This window comes from Citrobacter sp. Cu096, from assembly GCF_030332285.1.
Taxonomy (GTDB): domain Bacteria; phylum Pseudomonadota; class Gammaproteobacteria; order Enterobacterales; family Enterobacteriaceae; genus Citrobacter; species Citrobacter meridianamericanus.
In genome coordinates this window covers 1,719,159-1,740,143 of record NZ_JAOWID010000030.1, presented here as the reverse complement: position 1 = coordinate 1,740,143, position 20,985 = coordinate 1,719,159, and the positions used below count along the sequence as shown (strand labels likewise).

Below are 20,985 nucleotides of genomic sequence, written 5' to 3'. Positions count from 1 at the left end.
CTCATACGCCTGAGTTAGCTAAAGCGCGCGAGAGCAGTAACCCATCGATATCTGTCATCTCCTTTAAGGTTCTGACCATGGTAATAAATTTGAGCAGAAAATAAACGCAGGGGAAAACCTCAAAAGACGATCTTGTTCATCAGATTCAACAAATTAGAGGTATTGCCTATCTCGATTTGTGAAGATTACGGATAACAATACGTAAATAAATAAGGATGTTGTATATGAATTTCAGGCCATAAGAATCCTTGTAGAAAATTTGCTCCGCAACGAGTTGCGACTCTCTGTTGCTGGATATTTTCAATACCTTCTACTGTTACATTTTGAGTTAGCGTATGGCAATCGTATATAAATTGCCGTAAGTGTTCGGGCGTTTCGCTGAGAGTCCAGAACGCATGTTTATCGATTTTAATCCCATCAAATTTAAAAAGAAGTGAAGAAACGTCATCAAATAACGCTGGCGCAATGTCATCCAGCCAGATGGGGATATCGTTAGCACGAATCAGGTTTAGGTTGTGATTTAACACACGTGCCGCCGAGGGAGAAAGGCGACTAATATTTTCCGGATCCTGTAGTTCAATAATTATGTTGTTATGTAGTTCTGGCAGAAGCTGTTCTATAGCAAACATATCGCTTAATAAGGCAACGGGTAAGTTTAAATAATAACGAGAATAATCATTTCGCTGTTTGATTATATTTAACTGCTGTACCAATAGGGTTTGATGTGAGGCGGAACTCAGCGACGAAAAAAATGTCTCGCAATCCTGAGCAGGTAAAGGACCACTCAGGACTTCATAACCGTGAATTATCCGTTTTGTGACAGAATAAATTGGTTGTAAACGTAGCATTACGTGCATCATGTTCTCTTATCAGCAGCGCACTTAAAAGCTGCGGTTGCCTTTAACGATATTGCCATCATCATCAATCAATTCAAATGTAGCTCGCTTTGGCTCACCTAAGGAAACAATATCTGCATTGATTATTTTGGCGCTAAAGGGTGATAGCATTCCCGGATCAATTGTTTGCATGCTCTTTTCTCCTACCAGACTTAATGAGCGATAGGTTGCAAAATATGGCGTTGGATTACTTATCTTTATTGCCAGTCTACCCGGCATTCTTTGTGGCTCTATCTTTTGTTCTTCAACGACTTTATCTGGTGAAGGAGACAAGTTTTCCGGGCGGAAAAACAGTTTAAGCTGCAAACGAACCGCAACTTTTACCGCTGATAAACTGGCTGGTAGTTTCGTCTCTACTGGCGAGATTTCATACATATTCAGCCAGTATAATGATTCGCGATCGGTTGCCTGAGGTATGTGAGTGGCCAGTAGTCGGAGATTTTTTTTCTCTTGTGGTTCCAGACGAAAAACGGCAGGTAAAGGAATTACTGGAACGTTGTCTACCGTTTCCGGCGTATTTTTCAAGTCACCATTATCCACCCACGTTTGTACGATCACCGGATAACTATTATTGTTAGCCAGCAGTAACGAGCGTTCTCGATCAGACGCTGAAAACACCACTCGAGAGGACTCGATGGTCATCCCTGCCTGACAGACATTGCCGAGTAACAGGAGGTGCAGAAGATATATTCTTAGCTTTTTCATTATTGTACCTGGATGATCACCTGTGCTGTTGCATTAAACTTACCCGGCGTAATGGTTTTCCCCGGTAAAGCCTTAAACGTGGCGTTTATTGTTTTTGTGTAGGTTGTAACTCCATTCACCACTGAACCTGCGGAAGCATCATCCAGCACCGGATACCATCCGACCGCATTGCCACCTAATACCGCTCCGCTGAGCGTGCTGAGGAGATTCAGCGGCGAGCCGTTGGCTCGGGTAAACTGGATGCCCACACCGGTAGCGATATTTGGAGAAGAGTTGTAATTATCGGAAAGGAGATAACTGACGCCGGAACCTGCCGTACCAAAGCCTTCCGAAACAGCGGCAGCGGCGTTAGCTGGATTGACCAGAATTCCCATCGCGGTCTGATTTGCGGCAACACCGCTGACAAAGGCACCAACACCCGTATTGGCTGGACTTCCCGTTTGACAGTTAAAACGGATAGCTATAGGTTTCTGCCGTGTTACGCCCGACGAAAGTTCTGAAACAGAAATTGTCGGAAAAACGACAGTTGGCGTCACGTTTGTCACCGAACAGGTCGCTGAACGACGGATATATATACGGTTATACAAATTTACAGCGCCGGGCCAGGCATTATACCAACCACTATATTGTGAGTTTGAGTCGCTGCCGATGGTCAGACCGGATGAAAAGCCTCCTCCCTGGAATGCAATGTAGGTGGCTGGCTGTGAATGTGGGTAAATACCTGTAAATACCGCTCCCGCGCTTCTGTCGAGTCGAAAGAGCTCAATCCTGGTGTCACTGAAGTCTTTGGCTTTTACCAAAATCCAGCCCAAAGAATCACGATCGAGATTAGTTAGCGGTCTGGATTTCCAGTAACGGCTGTAATATTCACCGGTCACCATATTGGTTGCACGTAGTGCCATTCCGCTGGCATAGGTTTGATAGCTTTCCGGTAACCCGTTGCTTGCACCGACTTCGACTTGTCCACCATATGTTGAGTCACCGTTAGTGGCATAGTATTCATACAACTTGCCGTCTTCGCTGGCAGTACAACGAAATAGAATTTGGTCGCTGTTGTAGGACTGAGCGCCGGATTGCAAGACGTTGACAACGCCGGAAGCGATCAAAGTCCCATTTGGTTGAAAAGTACTGTTATTAATATTTATTACCGTGGGTAATGTCCCTGCAGAACCCGATGAATCGGTAGCTCCATCCCAGTTCGCCGCCGTGCCTTTTCCTGGCTCGGTGTAATAATTAGAGCTTGAGTTAGTATTAGTCGTAGTGATTCGATAGCAGGCGGCCCATGTAGGCTCAACCAGCAGCAACGCAAACAGCATCAGAAACGCCACAGATATTCTATTATTCATGATTTATTTCCCATCAGATACTGATGCATGGCAGGTCGAGTCTGTAAAGGGACTGCGATATATCGGTGTCCTGTAAGTCATACTTTAAGAGACATTGTTCGGATGGCGATTCACCCCATTTCACACGCAGCGTTCCTTTTTTCTTTGGTGCGCGGGCATACACCTGATTTCCCTGGCCGACGAGACCAATAACAGTGTCTTTACTGTCATAAACATCCGCCCCTAACGGGAGACTTCCTTCAGCTTTTCGCTGGATCTTGATTAACAGGGGATATCCGACCAATGTTCTGAAGCGCACCTTGACGACTGCTCCGGCATAAGGTGCTACGCGTTGCTGGTTTTCGGCCAACTCCGCGCTCTGGTTTTTTATACCTTTGGCGTCGAGGCCGATATCGTTGTACCGATAAGGCACCAACGAAGGGACAATGGCATATCCAAAGTTGTTAATTTTTGCCCCCATACCGTTTTGAACCTCTGCGCCATCTACACCTTCAGCTTCGATAACACCAAAAGTATCGCCAAGGTAGGGACCAAGTGTAACGCCACCAGAATGGGCAACCAGAGCACCACGTAAGCTTGCCCCCCCTTGGGTGTAATCACGACTATGTGATGCGCTACCGTTAACTGTGACCCAAGGCAATTGTTGGGTGACGTTTGCGCCTACGGTAGTGCCGGTTCCTGCGTTGTCATAAGCCCCATTCACGGTGTAACTAAGTGCTTGATTTTCTCCCAGCGTCCCAGTGAGTGAACTTTGATAAAAGGTGCTGCTATCGTCTCCGGATTGGTGGCTTACGCCAGTGGTCAGAATAGGCGAACGAGAACCTTCACCAAACGGGACCGTGATTGAAAACATCAGGGTGTTTTGCGTACGACCAGAATAACCAGAAGCATTATTGCTATAGCCTTGTGAAGACTGCACGCCATAACGAGTGCTGCCGGTTTGCTGCCTGCTCAACGAGAGGTTATAACTGACTGAACCCCAGCTATTGGAGTATCCCATCTGATACTGCGTGTCGCGGCTACGACGGTCACGATAATCGCTGGTTGAACCAGAAACGTAGAGTTGCCCGTAGCTGGATAGCCCCTGACTTATTGTCAGTACGAACTGATTTTTCTGTTGATAGGTGCTGGAATTCCATGTGCCGTTGCGATCGTGCGCATCGCGCAAACCTAGTACATCGCCGAGATCGCGGTAGCCATCGGTCGAGTATCGATAGCCCGCCAACGCGACAGTAGTTGCCGTCGGAGAAAATGTACGACTATAGGTGGCTCCCAGACGCCAGCCATTAAGGTTTTCACCCAGAATATCCGCTCGCGAATAAACGGCATTCAAACCCAGCGCCCCTAACTGATTAGTGAAGACAAAACCGCCCAGCAAAGACTGATACCCCTGCGAAATTCGTACACCACTATTCGCCGTTATGGCATTGCTTAAGCCAGTTTGCCACGTCAGATCGGTGAAATTTGCGTCACTGTCGCCAATGTCCCGTACCTGCCCGGCAGAGAAATTCACATGGGAACGTCCAGGCCGCATGGAGTTTGGCACGGCAGAAAATGGTACGGTAAATGACGAAATACGCCCATCGGCTTCCTGAATTTCAACAACTAAATCCCCTTCATAACTGGTGGGGTAAAGGTCATCAATGACAAATGCTCCCGGCGTCACGGTGGTTTGATAAATTTTATTGCCTGATTGAGACACAGTGACTTTTGCTGCAGTAGATGCAATACCGCGAATTGTTGGTGCATAGCCTCGTTGAGATTCCGGCAACATACGATCGTCCGTTTCCAACTGGAGTCCGCGAAATCCAATACTGCTAAACAGATTGCCAGAGGTATAACTGTCGCCCAGTGTCAGTTGACTGCGCAAGGCCATGATAGGTCTCTGAACATAAGTTCGTAGTGGTGTCCAGTGGTTGCTGCCTGGACCTGAATCGCTAGAATAACGGTTATAGTTTGCCTGGTGGCGGAATTGCCACAACCCCAGGTTTAACCCGGCGTTGAGGCCTAAATAAGTAGATTCTGACGTCTGACCAGACGTATCAGTGCGATAGTAGTTCGTATCATAATTCGCAAACGCGACTGTTTCTCCCGCAGACAAATCGCCTGCAGAAACTTTGCCACGAGGGGTACGCACCATGAGTGCCTGAGGAATAAATAAATCCAGTCGTAACCTCGCAAAGTCAAAATGGTTTGACGAATCTTTAATCTGACTTTCCAGCGTTGCACATTGCGCCGTATGATCTACTGGCGTAATACTCTGTGGGTCGACGCCACCTTTGGTTAACAGTTCTTGCGATAGGCAAGGAGATACCTTTCCCTGAGCATTGGGCGCAAAAACGAGCGATTCTCGGGAATAGAAATTACCGTTAATAAAAATATCGACCTGATACGTACCAGCGGCAACGCTATTTGCATGGTTAAACCGCGCAATGATCTGTTGGTCTTTTGCGTTACCAAGCAGCATGGCATCATCAAACTGATATTGGTTTTCAGCCTCCAGTTGAGTTTCGGAAAACGCAAAAGATGGACATAAAATTAGAGCGATGAGTAAGCATTTGATAGGAATTCTCCGCCCCGAAATAAGACGGAAATAAACCTGACTACTTGGTACATTGCTATGCAAAGTTTTAGCTTCTGGAATGTACAGCATCCATTCCTCCAGTAATTGAATAAACTCTGCACTCAGAGTTGAAAAGTTAGTTTTTGAGTGGAGCTTCAGCACTCGTATGACCACCGTAGTCATTCACCAAAGTAAATTTAACTTTCAACGGTTTTGAAGAAAGCCGGCTATTTTTAGCGACCCAAAGCATTTGAGTTTTGGGAGCAACCATACTGGCAGGAAAAGCAATTTTCTGTGTACCAGCAATAACGTCTGCACTAATGAAAGAGGCATAATAACCTGAATCATTAATCACGGTGAGCTGTACATTTCCACGTTCTTCTTTAACGGAAAAATGAATCTGATTCACCACGTCATCAACACTGCCAATGATCGTTTTTGGTCTGTAAAATATTTTATTTCTGTTTCTCAGAACGACGACCATTTGGTTTTGTGCTTTGGCCATATTCTTCGGTGGAATTTGCACAAAGTTAAGATAAAAAACAGATTCGCGATCTTGAGGTAGATTCTTTCCAGTAAAAAAAAGGCGCACCGATTGACCTGTTCTGGGTTCAATACGAAATAAAGCGGGCACCGCCATAAAAGGGCCATCGGCATTATCTGGGGTAGATGCTGGATTATTTTTATCTGACCAGATTTGCATTATATAGGGAATGTTATCATTATTAGTAAATTGTAAGGTTTCAGATTGAGCATCCCCTGGATAAATGACCCTGGTGTTGAGCATTACCACACTAGCCATTACTGGCGTGGTTACTGTTAAAACTAATGCAGCCCACAATAGCGCGTTGAGGATTTTTCTTGGCATTATAATTTCTCGTGTATAAATACCCCTTCCATAAACTGGAAGGGGATTGGTGCTTATTGGTAAGACACAGCGTACTGTACGCTTCCCAGAACTGAGCCAGCGGTAGCAACGCCTTCGGCATAGTATTCAACTGCAAAGTCATAGGATGCTGAAGTTGCGTTAGCTGCAAGGTTTAAGCCAGGAGAGCCAGTTTGACCTGTCAGATCTAACGGTGTAGTTGGGTTTGCAGGATCAACCAGTTGTAATGAAACATTCGTTGCGCTACCGGAGTTTCCCATACGACCATTACTGGTCAGGTTATTTCCGACAAATACCGTTTTGATCGCGGTTGCAGAGGTGGTAGCTGTACAACCACTCAGAGAAACAGCGAAAGGCGTTTGGCCCGCGGTCTGACCGGAAGCAGCCAGGGCAGATTTAGGCACCGTAGGCAAAAGAACCAGCGGTGAAGAGGCATTGCCGTTAATACTAACAACGCACGTTTGATCGGCTACTTCACCCTGAAAACGAATAGTGTTATCCGCCACTGCTGAAGCCGAGATAGCAACAGTACAAATGAGAGCTAGCGTCATTCTTTTCATATTTAATTTTCCTTATTTCTGAATCAAGCATATAACAATGTTATTTGCCAATATATAACTACACTTTTACGTCTCTCTCATTAATGCAATGTCTTAATTAAAGAGCCAGCAAAATCCGTTATTGAAATGGGTAACTGTATGTTTATTAAGGTGTTTAATGAAACTACATGATCAATATTTGTATTCGATATATTTTTAACTGCAACGCCTCCTATTCAATCAGGTTCTCACCAACAAGTATCTTATATAACTCACTAATTGACCTGACGTTAAATTTTGCATAAATATTAGAACGATGCGTCGATACCGTCTTTACGCTGATAAATAGTAAGTCGGAAATTTCTGAGCTACTTCTTCCTTTCATTATTAGCTTCAGGATTTCACTCTCTCGACTTGAAAGTGAAAGGTAATGAAGCGCATTCTTTTCTTTCCTTCTATAGCTTTCATTCGATTCTTTTGCTAACAATATGTTAAGTTCGTGATTTATAATGCTTGAGTAGATCTCTACTGGATCATTTCTTTTTAGTACAATATCGCAGAAGGTATTATAAAAATAAGCATTATGCTTATAGTCCCAGTGACTGCATATCGCCACAGTTTTTACAGTTCGATGAAGCTTTGCTATTTTCTCAATTACCCTAATTTTTTCCGAAAAAAAACGGCATCAAAATCAAATATGATCAATGAACTGTTTTCATTTTTCAATAGGCTCCTGAAAACCTCATTCAGGTCTATGACATCTGTAAGAATAAAGTTTACCTTCTGATAAGTTGGAAGCTTCCTGATTTCTGATAGTAGATTACTCAGCGCAAATTTCAGGAGATTATCTTCACTAAACACGATGAAATTAATGTTCAAATTTGACAAATAATGCGTCCTATCACCAGTTATCGGTAATGTCATTAATATCCTCACTTTGTATATGTAATTATCTTATTTTGATTAAGTCTGCGTATATAAGAAAATACCCATTTGAACTAGGAATCATCTCATCCACCAGGATGAGATGTATAAAGTTCTTGTTATGTAGTCTATGTTGAGCCAGGAACCAGTAGGCTTTTATAAAATGGTTTTATCCTAAAATCAATGCAATGCTAAATCAGAGGCCTTTTGTATACTCCAGATAAACTCAGACAGAACCTATGCTATTTAATGATGAACATGCTCTTTAATGAGTATATTCTTTGTGACAGTTGTCGACTTTTTTCTGTAGCAGACGCCTATCTATGTTCCAGTATTCATCTCGTAACGCCCATTAAAACTCTTTGGTTCAGCGCCTCAACGGTTCTGCTAGTTGTCGGATAACCAAAAAACAACGCTATAACTACTGATTACCCAGATAATTCTTAATAGATTACCCACACTCAGGCCAGCCACTTAATATAATGATTGTTATTTAACACATTTATAACAAAATACTTCTAACTACGTTAGAAGAGGTTGCAACATTGACTAATAGCAGATGCTCTATTGCAAATTCTTTGTGGTGTGGTTCCATTTCCCCACGCCAGAGGAGCAGTTATATACGACGGCAATCGACGCATCTGTGTTCCTGTGTAATCGTCTTTACTTCGGTCTTTTCATGTCATCACTGTTTACATTATCTATAAAAAGTGACAGTTAGAGATAGTGCGTTTACGACAGAGATCATGGATATAAAATCCAATATTCGAATCTCGCGACGAATACTCATTCATATCGCACCGTGTTAACCAGTGGGAAGCTGGCTAACTATTGTTCTCATAACTCGTATTGCGCCTAATGTGTAACTATTTTGCTGTTAAGCCGCGAAGTACAAAAGTGTTAAATCCTAAATAATGCATAGAAATTTCGTTACGCAATAAATATTACATTTTAAATGAAGTTAGTGAAAGTTATTTTTTCTAACTGAGGGGATAAGGATTATTTATTTCATCATAATTTTTACTGTTATATTAATGAAAATGTTTTATAAGAAAATAACTTTTACAATGGTCTAACCACGTCATAAATTAACAATCTAAACTCCTCCTGAGTTTTTATTAAGTTCAGATAATATGGAAGAAACATTTACTCGGTGTCAACTTATCCAGTAATTCGCTCGAAAATTATCATTTGTATTTTTATAACAACCTTTCTGTGATTACATGTTCATTATCCAACATACTGAACTATAAGGTGACAATAATTATTACTGTGATGAGACAAGCTCAATACCAACCACGGGTTCATCTGTTACCGCCAACGTGCTCTGTGATCCTTCTCACGTAATGTAAATTTAGCTTCAGGCGCTCCAGTTACACTCATCCGATGCTTCAAAAAATATAATTTTTTTATAAGGTTAGACCGTTATATAAGAAAGCGCCCAGAACAAATGGGTGTTTTCTTATATATAAGACAATAACAATAAAAGATAATAACAAAAATAAAATAGGGATATTTAATAACGTTATTATAAACAATAACCGAAGACATAACTCATTGATATAAAAACTAACCTGGCATTTTTTTAAGAATAGCGCCATGAGACAGGATGCAGGCAATTCATATATCCGAAATATAGAAACCTTTTATTCATCAAATGGTGAATTTTAAGAGTTACATTTTTACAACATTTAATTCCTTCCGGGAGATGACTGAACATATGAACATTTCACGTATGCGCAACATTAACTCAGTAATATTTAATAAAAAACTGCTTGCCAGTTTGATTACTCTTTTTGTTAGTCCGGCCTATGCTGCAGGAGCATGTGACTATATCTCACCAGTGGCTCCTGTTCCTGGAGTAACCTGTTCATTAGTCGATGACTGGAGGAATATTAATATTAACAATGATATTCTTAAAAGTGATAACCTTGCCCCTGCTTATCATTTTGAGTCTTACCATGCCGATAACATTACTTACAAAACAGTTATTAATCTGGAAGATGGGAAAACAATTACGTCAGATGTTACAGGCATTATGGCTTTAGGGTTTCCTTTGGCGTCATATGACTCTCATGGAGAGCCATATGTAAATGCAGAGCAAATTGAAATTAATGTTTCAGGGAATATATATACTGGTAGATCCACCGATATTGATGGTTCTGCACCACAAGAACCAATTGTAGGGCCTTCTGGCTCTATGATCTTTGCCGAGAATAATATTCGAGAGACACAACATTCGGGTATTTATATGGCGGGGGCTTCTGGTATGCTCTTAGGTTTGGGTGTTGTACATCAGAACGTAGATAGTCAGATTATCAATAAAAGCGCCAGCAAGGATACTGCGGCTGTTTATATTAAGGCTCTCGAATCCCGCGTTACAACCTCCGGTATTATTCGTTCTCAGGTTGGCGATGCAGTACGACTACAAGATACAGGCCCCGTTTATAATTATAGCAGCGGGGGATATGTCATTCACGACCCAGAAAATATTTTTGACGTTAAACTTCAGGCTGGTAGCGTCGTTGAGGGGGGAGCTGAAGGGGCTGGTCTGAAAATTATCGGTGGCGCTACCTCTAATATTATTATTGATGCAGGTGCAACATTGGGGGCTCTATCAGACATTGCTATTAGCGCTGATGGTTATGAACATTATGGTTATAATGATTATGGTGAATTTGTATCGCGTCATTATACGGGCGCGGAGACAAACATCACGAATGCAGGAAGTCTGAATGGTGTTATTCAACTGACTAGCGGAAAAGATACCTTCATTAATGAAGTGACTGGTGTCTGGAATGTTAGAGAGTGGTCAGATTCTGATCGTGATGGCATCAGGGATACCATTGCACCTGTGGCAACAAGTGACTTTGGTGGTGGAACAACAGAGTTAATCAATCGTGGACAAATTATACTGGCGGCCAACAGTGATGGAACCCCTAACGATGCACTCTTTCAAAATCTGAATACATTTAAAAACCAGGGTCGATTGACATTGGCCAACGGTGTTGCAGGCGATCGGTTCATAATTGGAGGTGATTACATTGGCGATCAAGGTGTAATTGAACTTGATACTCATCTTGGAAGCGACGACTCTCCGTCAGACAGAGTGATTATTAATGGCTCGACATCAGGTCAAACCTATCTATCGGTTAATAATATTGGCGGGAAAGGTGCTCAGACAGTTGAAGGCATCAAGGTTATTGAAGTCCAGGGGGCCTCATTAGGTGAATTTGTACAGCAAGGCCGTATTGTCGGTGGGGCATACGAGTACTATCTGCATAAAAATGGTGTGAACGACCAAAATGGAGATTGGTACTTGCGATCGCAACTTCCTGCAATAATACCGCCGACTACGGACCCAGTACCACCTATTACTGACCCAGTACCGCCAACTACTGACCCAGTACCACTTACCCCTATTAACAGGCCCGAACCTGGCAGTTATATGTTTAATCATATGGCAACAAATACTCTCTTTTTGCTACGTCTACACGACCGCTCAGGGGAGACTCAATATACAGATATCCTGACAGGAGAGGACAAAGTAACCAGTTTGTGGTTACGCCAAACTGGTGGACACAACCGAGCCAGTGACAACAGCCAGCAGTTGAAAAATCAGGGGAATCGCTATGTTACTCAGATTGGGGGAGATATCGCTCAATGGAGTAGCGATGGCCTGGATCGCTGGCATCTCGGCCTGATGTCGGGATATGCGAGACAAAATAGCAATACAGTATCTGAATACTCTGAATATACATCCAGCGGCTCCGTTGAAGGGTACAGTGTGGGTCTTTACGGTACGTGGTATGCCAATAATAAGGATAAAACAGGTAGCTATATTGATACATGGGCACTTTATAACTGGTTTGATAACGAGGTAAAAGGTGAGCAACTCGCAACGGAAAAATACAAATCCCGTGGGATAACTACCTCACTTGAAGCGGGCTATACTTACAAGCTAGGAGAAAGATACAGTAATGGTGATAAATACTTTCTTCAGCCCAAAATTCAGCTTGTGTGGATGAATGTCAGAGCTGACGAGCACACAGAGCGCAACGGTTCGCGAATCTCATTTGAAGGCGATGGTAATATTCAGAGCAGAGTTGGTGTCCGGGCTTATATCAATGGTCACAACACGATTGATAACGGGAAAGATCGCCAATTCCAGCCGTTTGTTGAAACGAACTGGATCCATAACACCCGAGCTTTTGGTGTAACTGTCAATAACGACTATAACAATATTGATGGAACTAAAAACATTGCTGAATTGAAGGTGGGGGTCGAAGGACAACTGTCCAAAAACGTGGATTTGTGGGGCAATGTGGCACAACAGCTGGGAGATAATGGTTACAGCGACACCCAGGCTATGTTGAGCCTTAAATACCGTTTCTGACCACAAAGGAAATCAGTCAAGCTTGTTATAGTTGACTGATTTCATGATTAACCTATTGATATTGCTACATGCATCTCAGATTGTACAACAGGAACAACTATGCAACCTCGGGTTTTAATTGTTACAACTGAAGCTCCTGATATATTTTTCAGTGGCCTTAGCTTCTTTAATCAAGAGTTTTGGGCGGAGTTAAAACGTCGCAACTATCCTTTTAAAGTTTTATATCTGAATAACCAAAAAACACGACCATCCCAATTGGCTGACTATGAGGTAATAGTTGAGCCTGCTTTACCTTTTGATTCATCGTTTGAGTCTCTTGTATTAAACGTAGCATGGAGTACATCACAGAAAATCGCTCCAATTTTGAAGGAATTCAATCCAGATGTTATCTCTGTACACGAGAATACTCCATTGCTTCCGTTCTATTTCGAATTGGAACGTGTTCAGTTCACTCTGCATTCAAGCTATATAGGCATGCAGCATTATCTAACCCGGACGCAAAAAGGTATGCAGAATTATTGGGAACAACGAATCGCCGTCAGGCAAAGTGGTGCTCTCATATTGCATAGTAATTGGGCTCATCGTTCAGTTATTGATTTTGTATCCGCTGATAGTATTACACCCAATATCTTTCCTATCGGCGTTGACTTCACTCACTACCCGACAAAGAAAATACATCATCCTGAAGGGAAGATTGTCATTAGCTTTTTTGGACGTTTTACTGATATTGTTAAAAACTTTTATGTTTTTCGCGATGCTATCAACACATTACCTTCGTCATATCGAAATCGCGTGGAAGCAAGAGTCTATGGCCCTGAAAAAATCCCTGATTATCTGGTAAATGAGGGGTTTAAAGGACTGACATTCGTTCAGGGAGAAGATAAAAAACAAGCGCTGGCTGAAACTGATATTGTCGTTTTCCCAAGTATACAAGAAAGCTACGGAATAGTGGGGCTGGAAGCATTACTATCAAACTGCGCGCTTATCGCTACACCAGGGTTAGGTATGGATAGCTATATGAAATCTGAATATAGCTGTGAACCAACGGTTTCCGCGATACAGAATAAGATTATAGGCTATTTATCAAATGTGAAAAAACTGCGTAGCGATCAAGCTGAGAATACTTTTCGAAATAGCGTCAACCGCTCTGAGTTTACTCTTGGGAAAATGACTGAGTCGTATATAAAAGTCTGGAAGGAACTGTATGAAAAAAATTTAGCATCATCATTCGGCAATAAATAGCAAGTTGATAATCACAAAGATGAGAAAAAGTTGTACCCAATACCACGACACTTTTTCTGATTATGTGTTCTTCTGAGAAAAAGATTGGCAGTGACGGTAAGGTAGCTAAATTTCCAGCAACCACCGCATTGAGCGGCATTGATGATTACGAGTTAGAATCAGTCTTGCATCGGGGAAGTCTGCAGAAAGAAGAAAATTTCTGAGCCCACTTTCTACATCTATGGACTCCCCGTTTTGTACGTACAGAATTTTGTTTTGCGTTGTAGCTTTCATCTATCCGGCCAGGAAGATCACTTTTCGCATTTACTTTTCGTAAAAATGAGGTGAGTGGCATATCGGATAAAATGCTCTGCTTATGTGCAGGAGGGGAAAACAAGCTCCCTGTGCAACCCCCCGCATCTAACTCTCAGAAATGAGAGGCCGATCCTCTGAGCAGGACTTTTGTCCTCAATCCTCTTCAAACGTCTGGTTACAATCCCTGCATATCTCCAATACTCATAATTCAGGAATTGTTATGACTGCACATATTAATGCTAAAGCGGGTGATTTTGCGCCAACCGTGATTATGCCGGGCGATCCGCTGCGCGCTAAATTTATTGCCGAAAATTATCTTATGGATTACCGCGAAGTTACCAACGTGCGCAATATGCTGGGCTATACCGGTCTTTATTTTGGGCAACCTGTTTCGGTGATGGGACACGGCATGGGTATTCCGTCTATGACGCTATACGCCCATGAGTTGGTACATGATTTTGATGTGAAGAGAATTATTCGCGTTGGTAGCCTGGGGGCAACACAACAGCATGTAAAAATGCGCGACATTATCCTGGCTCTTGCTGCCGGAACGGACTCTGTCACAAATTTAAAACGTAGCGCGGGCTACACGATGGCGACATCCGCTCACTTCCCATTACTACAACAAGCGTGGATGCTGGCGCAGAAGGCCGGGATTGACATTAAAGTCGGCAATATTTTTAGTGGCGATCTTTATTACGATCCTGACGAAAACCTCATTCCGGCACTGGAAAAGTTTGGTGTACTGGGTGTGGATATGGAAGTGGCCGGCTTATACGCCTTAGCACACCAATTTAATATTGAAGCACTGGCTATTTTAACGGTGTCCGATCATTGCCTGACAGGCGAAGAAACCACGGCAGAGGAACGACAATTAACCTTTAAAAATATGATTGAGCTGGCGCTAAATACAGCCGTTACGGCTTAGCATAGGCTTTTAATTGAACCAATCAGGGATGTCATTATATGAAGAATAAAATAGCGCTTACACTGATTAGTTTTCTGGCAAATTTTATTATGGCGGGGTTTGCCAGTCAGTTTGGAATGCTGATTGAACCGATTGCGGTACGTTACAGTGCTGATGTGAATACCGTTGCTTCGATATTTTCGCTGCTTAACGGTGGGGCGTTAGCTGGGACCATTGCTGCCTTTTTCCTGATAGAAAAAATTGGCGTCAAGCGAATGACGTTTATTATCTATTCGATAGTGTTCCTTTGCGCTCTGGCAATGCACTTAAGCCCTGGCTTATGGCCGGTGATGGTCGCCATGACTCTGGTGGGATTCTGCGGTGGGATTGGTCTGTGCGTGGCGGGAACGATTGTCGTTTCGGTGTGGCAGGATCGCATTCAAAGTACGATGCTGGTGGTGCAAGACGCCACCTTTAACGTCGCAGGCGTGGTTTTCCCGCTGATCACCACCTTCGCCCTGACGCACAATATGTCATGGAGTTACAGCTATCTGAGCGTTGGCATGGTGGCCTTACTTACGTTAGGTGTTGTGGCGCTCACTCGTTTTACTGCCTGTGAAACCGCACCTGCGGAGGATCGGACAGACGCGGTGAAATCTGAGTGGAACCCAGGGATTATCAGCGGAGGAATTGGTCTGTTCTTAGGTATGTTGGCGTTGTATACCTTCCTGACCTGGGCACCATTATTTGTGAAGAACAAATTTGGCATTCCTTTTGAAGAAGCTGGCAATATTATTACGCAATACTGGGGAGCGGCGTTGGTTGGGGCGCTAGTATCAACTGTCATTGTTTCTCGTGTAAGGATACATTATTTCCTGTTGAGTATTATATTGCTCGCTTGCGTAATTACTACAATTATTGTATCGAAAGAAAATATCTCCGGACTTGATTATCTGGCATATAGTTACGGATTTGTTTGTGCGGCGCTGTATAACTCCTTTATCGCCTATGGAGTTTCATTTGTGAAGCGCGCAAGTAGTCAGAACGTTTCTTATATTTTAATTAGCGGTAGCGCCGGGGCCATGTTTAGTCCAGCGATCAGTGCGTTAATGGAAAAAACAATGGGATTGCAGAAAATCATGTACGCAATACCAGTATTATATTTAATTATCTTTATCATGTTGATAGGTACATTAAGACTTAAACGTAACAAAGTGCAGTAATAACTCTTACCTCTCTAATTAGATAGTCAGTCGCCACACCATTTATTTGGTGGGGCGACACTCAACCTTGCTCAAAGGAATTGAAAATGCTGAAGAATAAATTAATGATTAAAAAAGCTGTTCTGGGCGCAGTCGTTGCTATGAGCTGTACGCAAGCGCTTGCTGCTGATTATACCGATGGCAACATCCGAAAAAATGATTTTAACTGGATGCAGATGAACTTAATGCAAAGTGTGGATGCGAAAGTGCCATATGGTATTCGTAATGACACTTATCTGGAACTGGAGTTTGGGGCACGTTCCGGAATTATCGATCTGTATGGTTATGTCGATTTCTTCGATATTTTGGACCGCAAGCAGGATGACCGCCACGGCGGCGATAACTTCTTCGCCAAGATATCCCCACGGTTTTCCCTGGATGCTCTTTTTAATAAGGATTTATCCGTTGGGCCGTTTAACGAATTCTATATCGCAACGGTAAATAACATTGGCGACCGGGAGTTATTTGAGCATTATGTCGGTCTGGGCACGGATGTTAAGGTTCCGTGGTTTGGCCTTGTGGGAATGAACATCTATGCGCATTATGTGCGAGAAAACTACGGTGCGGATAATGAAGGCAAGTGGGATGGCTATATGTTCTCGACCAACTGGTCGACGCCGTTCTATACCTTTGCCAACGGCAGCTACCTGAATTATCAGGGTTACTTTGACTATCAGTTCGCCGCTAACAAGATTGCTAATCAACCGTTATACAGCAATAACGCGATTGAATGGTATAACGGCATCTACTGGCATTCAGAGCATTATGCGGTAGGTTATGGCCTTAAGTATTTCCGTAACATGGCATTGATGGAAAATCACGGTGGAGCAGGGCGCACCACCGGACTCGGTCACTATTTCAACCTCAGCTATAAATTCTGATTGTGCTGAACTGACACACTTACCCTCTTTGCGGGGATGGTGTGTCAGTCAATGATGTCATTGCCGAGGAATTTTCGTAGCCCATCCAGATCCTTAATTTCCAGTCCTTGTTTCGTGCGCGTTACCAACCCGGCATCCGTCAGGGCTTTAACCGCCCGCCGATAGACCCGATCGGTGGTACCGAATCGTTCTGCTTCCTGATATTTTTTATGGAAACCATCCATCGGTTGTTTGTTCTGATGCTGGCGATACAGGTCATACGCCACGTTATGAACGATAGGGTAGAGCATCCGGTGCAGGAAGATTTCCAGCATATCCTGATAATCAATCGCCATCGCACTGGCAAAAAATATCGCCAGTCTGGGATGTTGGTTCAGCGCTTCTTCCAGACGTTCGCAGCTACACACCGCCACGGTCAGCGGCTCTTCGGCCACGATATCGAGCTGGCAGCGATACCCGGTAAAAAACTCCATTTCACCAAACAGTTGCTCATCGCATTCCATTGCGCCAAGCTGAAAACGGCGACCATTTTCCGCACTGTAACGCAGGGAAATTCTCCCTGATTGCACCATGATAAGTCGATCGACTACCTGTCCCTGGTGATAGAGATACTCATCTTCGTGGATAATCTGCGTTTCAGAGAGTAGCTCCTGGAATATCTTCTCAATTAAGGCATCATCCTGCTGCCAGATATTGTGAAAACGACCTTTTGTGAGGGGCTTAAGCTGCATGACTCAACGTCTTAGTGTTTGCGAAAATTCTTATCACTGACTGTATGCTATCTACTGCTTAATGTCATTAAGAGCAGGTTTCGGACAATAAAAGGGCCAGCCCCATGCCGGCCCTGAGAATTTAAGGATGACTGATAAAACGAGACAAACGCTGGCGCAGGAGGCGATTTTCCTGCCGCAGTTGAACGTTCTCTTCCAGCAACGTCAACGCAACGGCTATTCCTGGCCAGTCAAGCTCCAGTTCCTGACGCAGGCGCACCGCGCGACGCATTATGGTTAGCGCATGATCGTCGAACGTTTCGTCTTCATGGGGTTCTATCACTCCTAAGCCGACAATCTCATGCAGCTCCTCTTCTGATACCCCGGTGTACAGACAAAATTCGGTAATAGTAAAGGTGACGGTGACGTTAGCCATTATGCTTTCCCCCACTCTTTGCGCGGATCAAAGGACTTTTGTGCATCCGCCAGTTGCTGCCACAGGGCGGCGCTGGTGTCGTCTGGTTTTGGCGGCATGACGATTTTGATCACTGCATACAAATCGCCAGTGTGTTTTTTACTTACCAGGCCCTTGCCCTTAATGCGTAACCGCTGCCCGGCCTGGCTACCCGCTGGAATGGTCAGCAGGATGCTCTCTTTTAGCGTAGGAACCGTTACTTTCGCGCCCAATGCGGCTTCCCATGGTGCCAGAGGAACCACCACTTCAAGATCCTGATTAACGATGTCGAACAGCGGATGCGGTGCAATATGAATTACCAGCCACAAGTCACCGTTCGGCCCACCGTTTTCACCTGGGGTGCCCTGGCCTTTAAGACGGATACGCTGACCGTTGCCGACGCCAGCCGGAATTTTCACATTCAGCGTTTTGGGAATTTCACGTTCTACCATGCCGAATGCGTTGTAGACCGGCAGGTTGTAACTGATCGTGCGGCTATGCTCAGTAAGCGTTTCTTCCAGGAACACCGCAACTTCAATTTCAATATCGTGTCCGCGGCTGGCATGACGCTGGCGCGGCTGGTGTGCATGCTGACCAAAAATGGAGGAGAAGATATCGTCGAAATCTTCGGCGCTGTAGCTTTGCCCCTCACCTTGCTGGAATTGACGGTTGAACTGTGGGTCGTTGCGATGCTGCCACAGCTGGTCGTACTCGGCACGTCGCTGTTCATCACTCAGGACTTCCCAGGCTTCAGCAACCTCTTTAAACCGGGCCTCAGCGTCAGTCTCTTTGCTGACATCAGGATGATATTTACGGGCGAGTCGACGATAGGCGGTCTTGATTGTCTTGAGATCGTCTGTCGGTTTCACGCCCATAATGGCGTAATAATCCTTTAATTCCATAGCGTTCTCTCGTGTAAATCAACACTTGAAGAAGGTGTACCCCGACAACAGGTAACACCGCTAAGTTTAGGGTAATCCTGATAACGGCGAATGCCAACCGGGAAGAAAGGATATTGGTATAAATGATGTGATTGCGCACCACCAACAGCGCTTTTTGCCAGTTGTGTGGTGCGAAAAGTGAGATTAGCGAAAGGTCAGGATTTGGTGATCAGATAGCGGACCGTATCTGCGTAGCTCTTCACAAAAGAGTTCAGGTCATCCGATTTCAGTCCTTTCGGATTGATCATATATTTACCGTTGATAAAAATGGCGGGCACACCGGTTAAATCTACAGCTTTAGCCATTTCTTGCTGTTTTGCGGTTAGTGATTTCACGGCAAAACTGTTCCATGCGGCATCATAATCACTGGCGCTGACGCCCGCGCTGATAAATACGCTACGAATATCGTCCGCTGTTTTAATGGTTTGTTTTTTCTGCACGGCATCAAAAAGCAACGGTTTAACTTTATCTTGTACATTCAACAGCATGGCGACGGACCAGGCATGCGTCATGTCTTGCCCCAACGGGCCTAAAAAGTCGACATGGTATTCGGTGAGTTTTACATCAGCAGGCAAGACTTTTTTCACGTTATCGGTGATTTCAAAAACTTCATCGTACTGATAACAGGAAGGGCAATAGAATGAGAAAAACTTCAATGCAGCTGGTGCGGAAGCGACAGGTTTTTCCAGTGAGATGAACTCTTTGCCGTCGGTAAATGATGCTGCCTGGGCGCTCATTGTAAAAAGTAACGCAATCAGGGGTAATAAATATTTTTTCATTTCCATATACTCTAAATAACATTTAACAAACAAATTTCGGCGAATGAATACACCATTCATTGCGTCTGGCTATAATACGATAATGACCTGAAAATGCGCTGACCCTTACTTTCATTTACGCATTCGTAAGTTGTGGTCATTATTTATGTGCAGTCATAGAAATACTCACGGGTATTCTTCGCAAATAGTGAATAATAACTTCCGTGATATTTCTGTGGTTATTTTTAGCAATGTTATAGTGTAATGAATAAAGGCGAAAATAGAGTCATTATCATTTCGCTTGTAAAACGTGAGTGGTAAGGCGTTGCGCATACATTATGCCAAAGTATCTGAAAGATTTTCTTGTCGCACAGGAATGAATAGGGTAAGTGTCAGAGACGAGCAACCAAATGGATATCGTTATGATTGACCGCCTGGATCACCTGGTACTGACCACCAATAATGAAGAGGCTTGCGTACGTTTTTATGTCGAACTATTAGGGATGAGGCTGGAAACTTTCGCGCAAGGGCGCAAAGCCTTCGTCTTTGGTAATCAAAAGATTAACCTCCACATTCGGGGAAAAGAGTTTGAACCCAAAGCTTATCTGCCTACACCGGGGGCGCTGGATCTGTGTTTTATCACCACGCGTACGCTGGATGAAGTGATGGCAACGTTTCAAACGCATGGGATCGATATCGTTGAGGGACCGGTGGCGCGCACTGGCGCGACAGGAGCGATTCGCTCGGTTTACATCAGAGATCCCGATCTTAATCTGATTGAAATTGCGGTATATCCAGCCGACAGCAGGACATAACTTTACAGCACAAAGGTTGCCAAAACCTGGCGAGTGGTTAAGATAACTCGCATCAATCAGTGAGGGTATAATGGCGAAACGTCAACGGATGGGATGGTGGTTCCTCTGTCTGGCATGTGTTGTGGTGATGGTTTGCACCGCACAACGCATGGCAGGTCTGCATGCGTTGCAGATGAACACTGTTGCCGCCAGCATTGTCGTAAGCGCACCCGCGCAGACCGATGAGGCCTCACCCGTTACCCCGTGTGAACTGAGCGCGAAGTCGTTACTTGCCGCACCTCCTGTACTGTTTGAAGGCGCTATTCTGGTGCTGTGTCTGCTTTTGTCGCTGCTGGCGCCAGTGCGGGCATTTCGTTTGCCTTTTTTCCCACCGCGAGCCATCTCGCCCCCCACTCTCAGGGTACATCTGCGATTTTGTGTCTTCCGTGAATGACAGAACAGCTGTTGCTGACTGTTAGATAATTAT

At 44.1% G+C, this 20,985-nt stretch carries 18 protein-coding genes; 7 read left to right on the top strand and 11 right to left on the bottom strand.

Translation table 11 applies throughout. The annotated features are described in order from the left end of the window. Positions 1 to 185: 185 nt before the first annotated feature. From OGX99_RS22815 to OGX99_RS23835, 7 genes are all read right to left on the bottom strand, one after another. Entirely contained in the window at positions 186 to 848 is a 663-nt protein-coding gene (locus OGX99_RS22815) for an EAL domain-containing protein (protein WP_252838109.1), read from the bottom strand. A 33-nt stretch (positions 849 to 881) separates the two neighbouring features. Beyond that, the gene (locus OGX99_RS22810) at positions 882 to 1,601 is read right to left on the bottom strand and encodes a fimbrial biogenesis chaperone (protein WP_187259697.1); all 720 of its coding nucleotides are present in this window, start codon (positions 1,599 to 1,601) and stop codon (positions 882 to 884) included. Continuing rightward, positions 1,601 to 2,947: a fimbrial protein gene (locus OGX99_RS22805; protein WP_210904910.1), complete on the bottom strand. Its 1,347-nt coding sequence runs from the start codon at positions 2,945 to 2,947 to the stop codon at positions 1,601 to 1,603. Before OGX99_RS22805 ends, OGX99_RS22810 begins: the two co-directional genes overlap by 1 nt. Positions 2,948 to 2,960: 13 nt before the next feature. After that, positions 2,961 to 5,600 carry a fimbria/pilus outer membrane usher protein gene (locus tag OGX99_RS22800; protein WP_210904911.1) on the bottom strand — a complete coding sequence of 880 codons (2,640 nt, stop codon included), beginning with the start codon at positions 5,598 to 5,600 and terminating at the stop codon, positions 2,961 to 2,963. A 46-nt stretch (positions 5,601 to 5,646) separates the two neighbouring features. Next, positions 5,647 to 6,378: a fimbrial biogenesis chaperone gene (locus tag OGX99_RS22795; RefSeq protein WP_247604983.1), complete on the bottom strand. Its 732-nt coding sequence runs from the start codon at positions 6,376 to 6,378 to the stop codon at positions 5,647 to 5,649. A 53-nt stretch (positions 6,379 to 6,431) separates the two neighbouring features. Further along, positions 6,432 to 6,956, bottom strand: a complete 525-nt coding sequence (locus OGX99_RS22790; RefSeq protein ID WP_210904912.1) for a fimbrial protein — start codon at positions 6,954 to 6,956, stop codon at positions 6,432 to 6,434. Positions 6,957 to 7,167: 211 nt separating this feature from the next. Beyond that, the gene (locus tag OGX99_RS23835; RefSeq protein WP_353655340.1) at positions 7,168 to 7,551 is read right to left on the bottom strand and encodes a response regulator transcription factor; all 384 of its coding nucleotides are present in this window, start codon (positions 7,549 to 7,551) and stop codon (positions 7,168 to 7,170) included. Between the two features lie 2,028 nt (positions 7,552 to 9,579). Here OGX99_RS23835 and OGX99_RS22785 point away from each other — a divergent pair. The 5 genes from OGX99_RS22785 (at position 9,580) to OGX99_RS22765 (ending at position 16,841) form a co-directional block, all read left to right on the top strand. Continuing rightward, positions 9,580 to 12,255, top strand: a complete 2,676-nt coding sequence (locus tag OGX99_RS22785; RefSeq protein WP_286545165.1) for an autotransporter outer membrane beta-barrel domain-containing protein — start codon at positions 9,580 to 9,582, stop codon at positions 12,253 to 12,255. 99 nt (positions 12,256 to 12,354) lie between these two features. Next, complete coding sequence (locus OGX99_RS22780) at positions 12,355 to 13,497, top strand: glycosyltransferase family 4 protein (RefSeq protein WP_151217970.1); 1,143 nt, start codon at positions 12,355 to 12,357, stop codon at positions 13,495 to 13,497. Positions 13,498 to 14,011: 514 nt separating this feature from the next. After that, complete coding sequence (gene deoD / locus OGX99_RS22775) at positions 14,012 to 14,719, top strand: purine-nucleoside phosphorylase (protein ID WP_151217971.1); 708 nt, start codon at positions 14,012 to 14,014, stop codon at positions 14,717 to 14,719. A gap of 38 nt (positions 14,720 to 14,757) precedes the next feature. Then, positions 14,758 to 15,921, top strand: a complete 1,164-nt coding sequence (gene tsgA / locus OGX99_RS22770; protein ID WP_151225181.1) for an MFS transporter TsgA — start codon at positions 14,758 to 14,760, stop codon at positions 15,919 to 15,921. Positions 15,922 to 16,007: 86 nt separating this feature from the next. Further along, a complete protein-coding gene (locus OGX99_RS22765; protein ID WP_151217973.1) occupies positions 16,008 to 16,841 on the top strand; it encodes a nucleoside-specific channel-forming Tsx family protein in 834 nt (277 codons plus the stop codon). A 44-nt stretch (positions 16,842 to 16,885) separates the two neighbouring features. Here OGX99_RS22765 and OGX99_RS22760 read toward each other — a convergent pair whose 3' ends face one another. From OGX99_RS22760 to dsbA, 4 genes are all read right to left on the bottom strand, one after another. Further along, on the bottom strand, positions 16,886 to 17,572 hold the full coding sequence (locus OGX99_RS22760) for a Crp/Fnr family transcriptional regulator (protein ID WP_151217974.1): 687 nt from the start codon (positions 17,570 to 17,572) through the stop codon (positions 16,886 to 16,888). A 121-nt stretch (positions 17,573 to 17,693) separates the two neighbouring features. After that, a complete protein-coding gene (gene cbpM / locus OGX99_RS22755) occupies positions 17,694 to 17,987 on the bottom strand; it encodes a chaperone modulator CbpM (protein ID WP_151217975.1) in 294 nt (97 codons plus the stop codon). Then, positions 17,987 to 18,907 carry a curved DNA-binding protein gene (gene cbpA, locus OGX99_RS22750; RefSeq protein ID WP_151217976.1) on the bottom strand — a complete coding sequence of 307 codons (921 nt, stop codon included), beginning with the start codon at positions 18,905 to 18,907 and terminating at the stop codon, positions 17,987 to 17,989. Before cbpA ends, cbpM begins: the two co-directional genes overlap by 1 nt. Positions 18,908 to 19,101: 194 nt before the next feature. Further along, entirely contained in the window at positions 19,102 to 19,725 is a 624-nt protein-coding gene (dsbA, locus tag OGX99_RS22745) for a thiol:disulfide interchange protein DsbA (RefSeq protein WP_286545162.1), read from the bottom strand. A 389-nt stretch (positions 19,726 to 20,114) separates the two neighbouring features. Here dsbA and OGX99_RS22740 point away from each other — a divergent pair, with 389 nt between their 5' ends. Together OGX99_RS22740 and OGX99_RS22735 are read left to right on the top strand one after the other, a co-directional pair. Beyond that, positions 20,115 to 20,519, top strand: coding sequence for a VOC family protein (locus OGX99_RS22740; RefSeq protein ID WP_151217978.1), 405 nt, complete (start codon positions 20,115 to 20,117; stop codon positions 20,517 to 20,519). Positions 20,520 to 20,589: 70 nt separating this feature from the next. Further along, a complete protein-coding gene (locus OGX99_RS22735) occupies positions 20,590 to 20,952 on the top strand; it encodes a copper resistance protein (protein WP_151217979.1) in 363 nt (120 codons plus the stop codon). Positions 20,953 to 20,985: the final 33 nt, after the last annotated feature.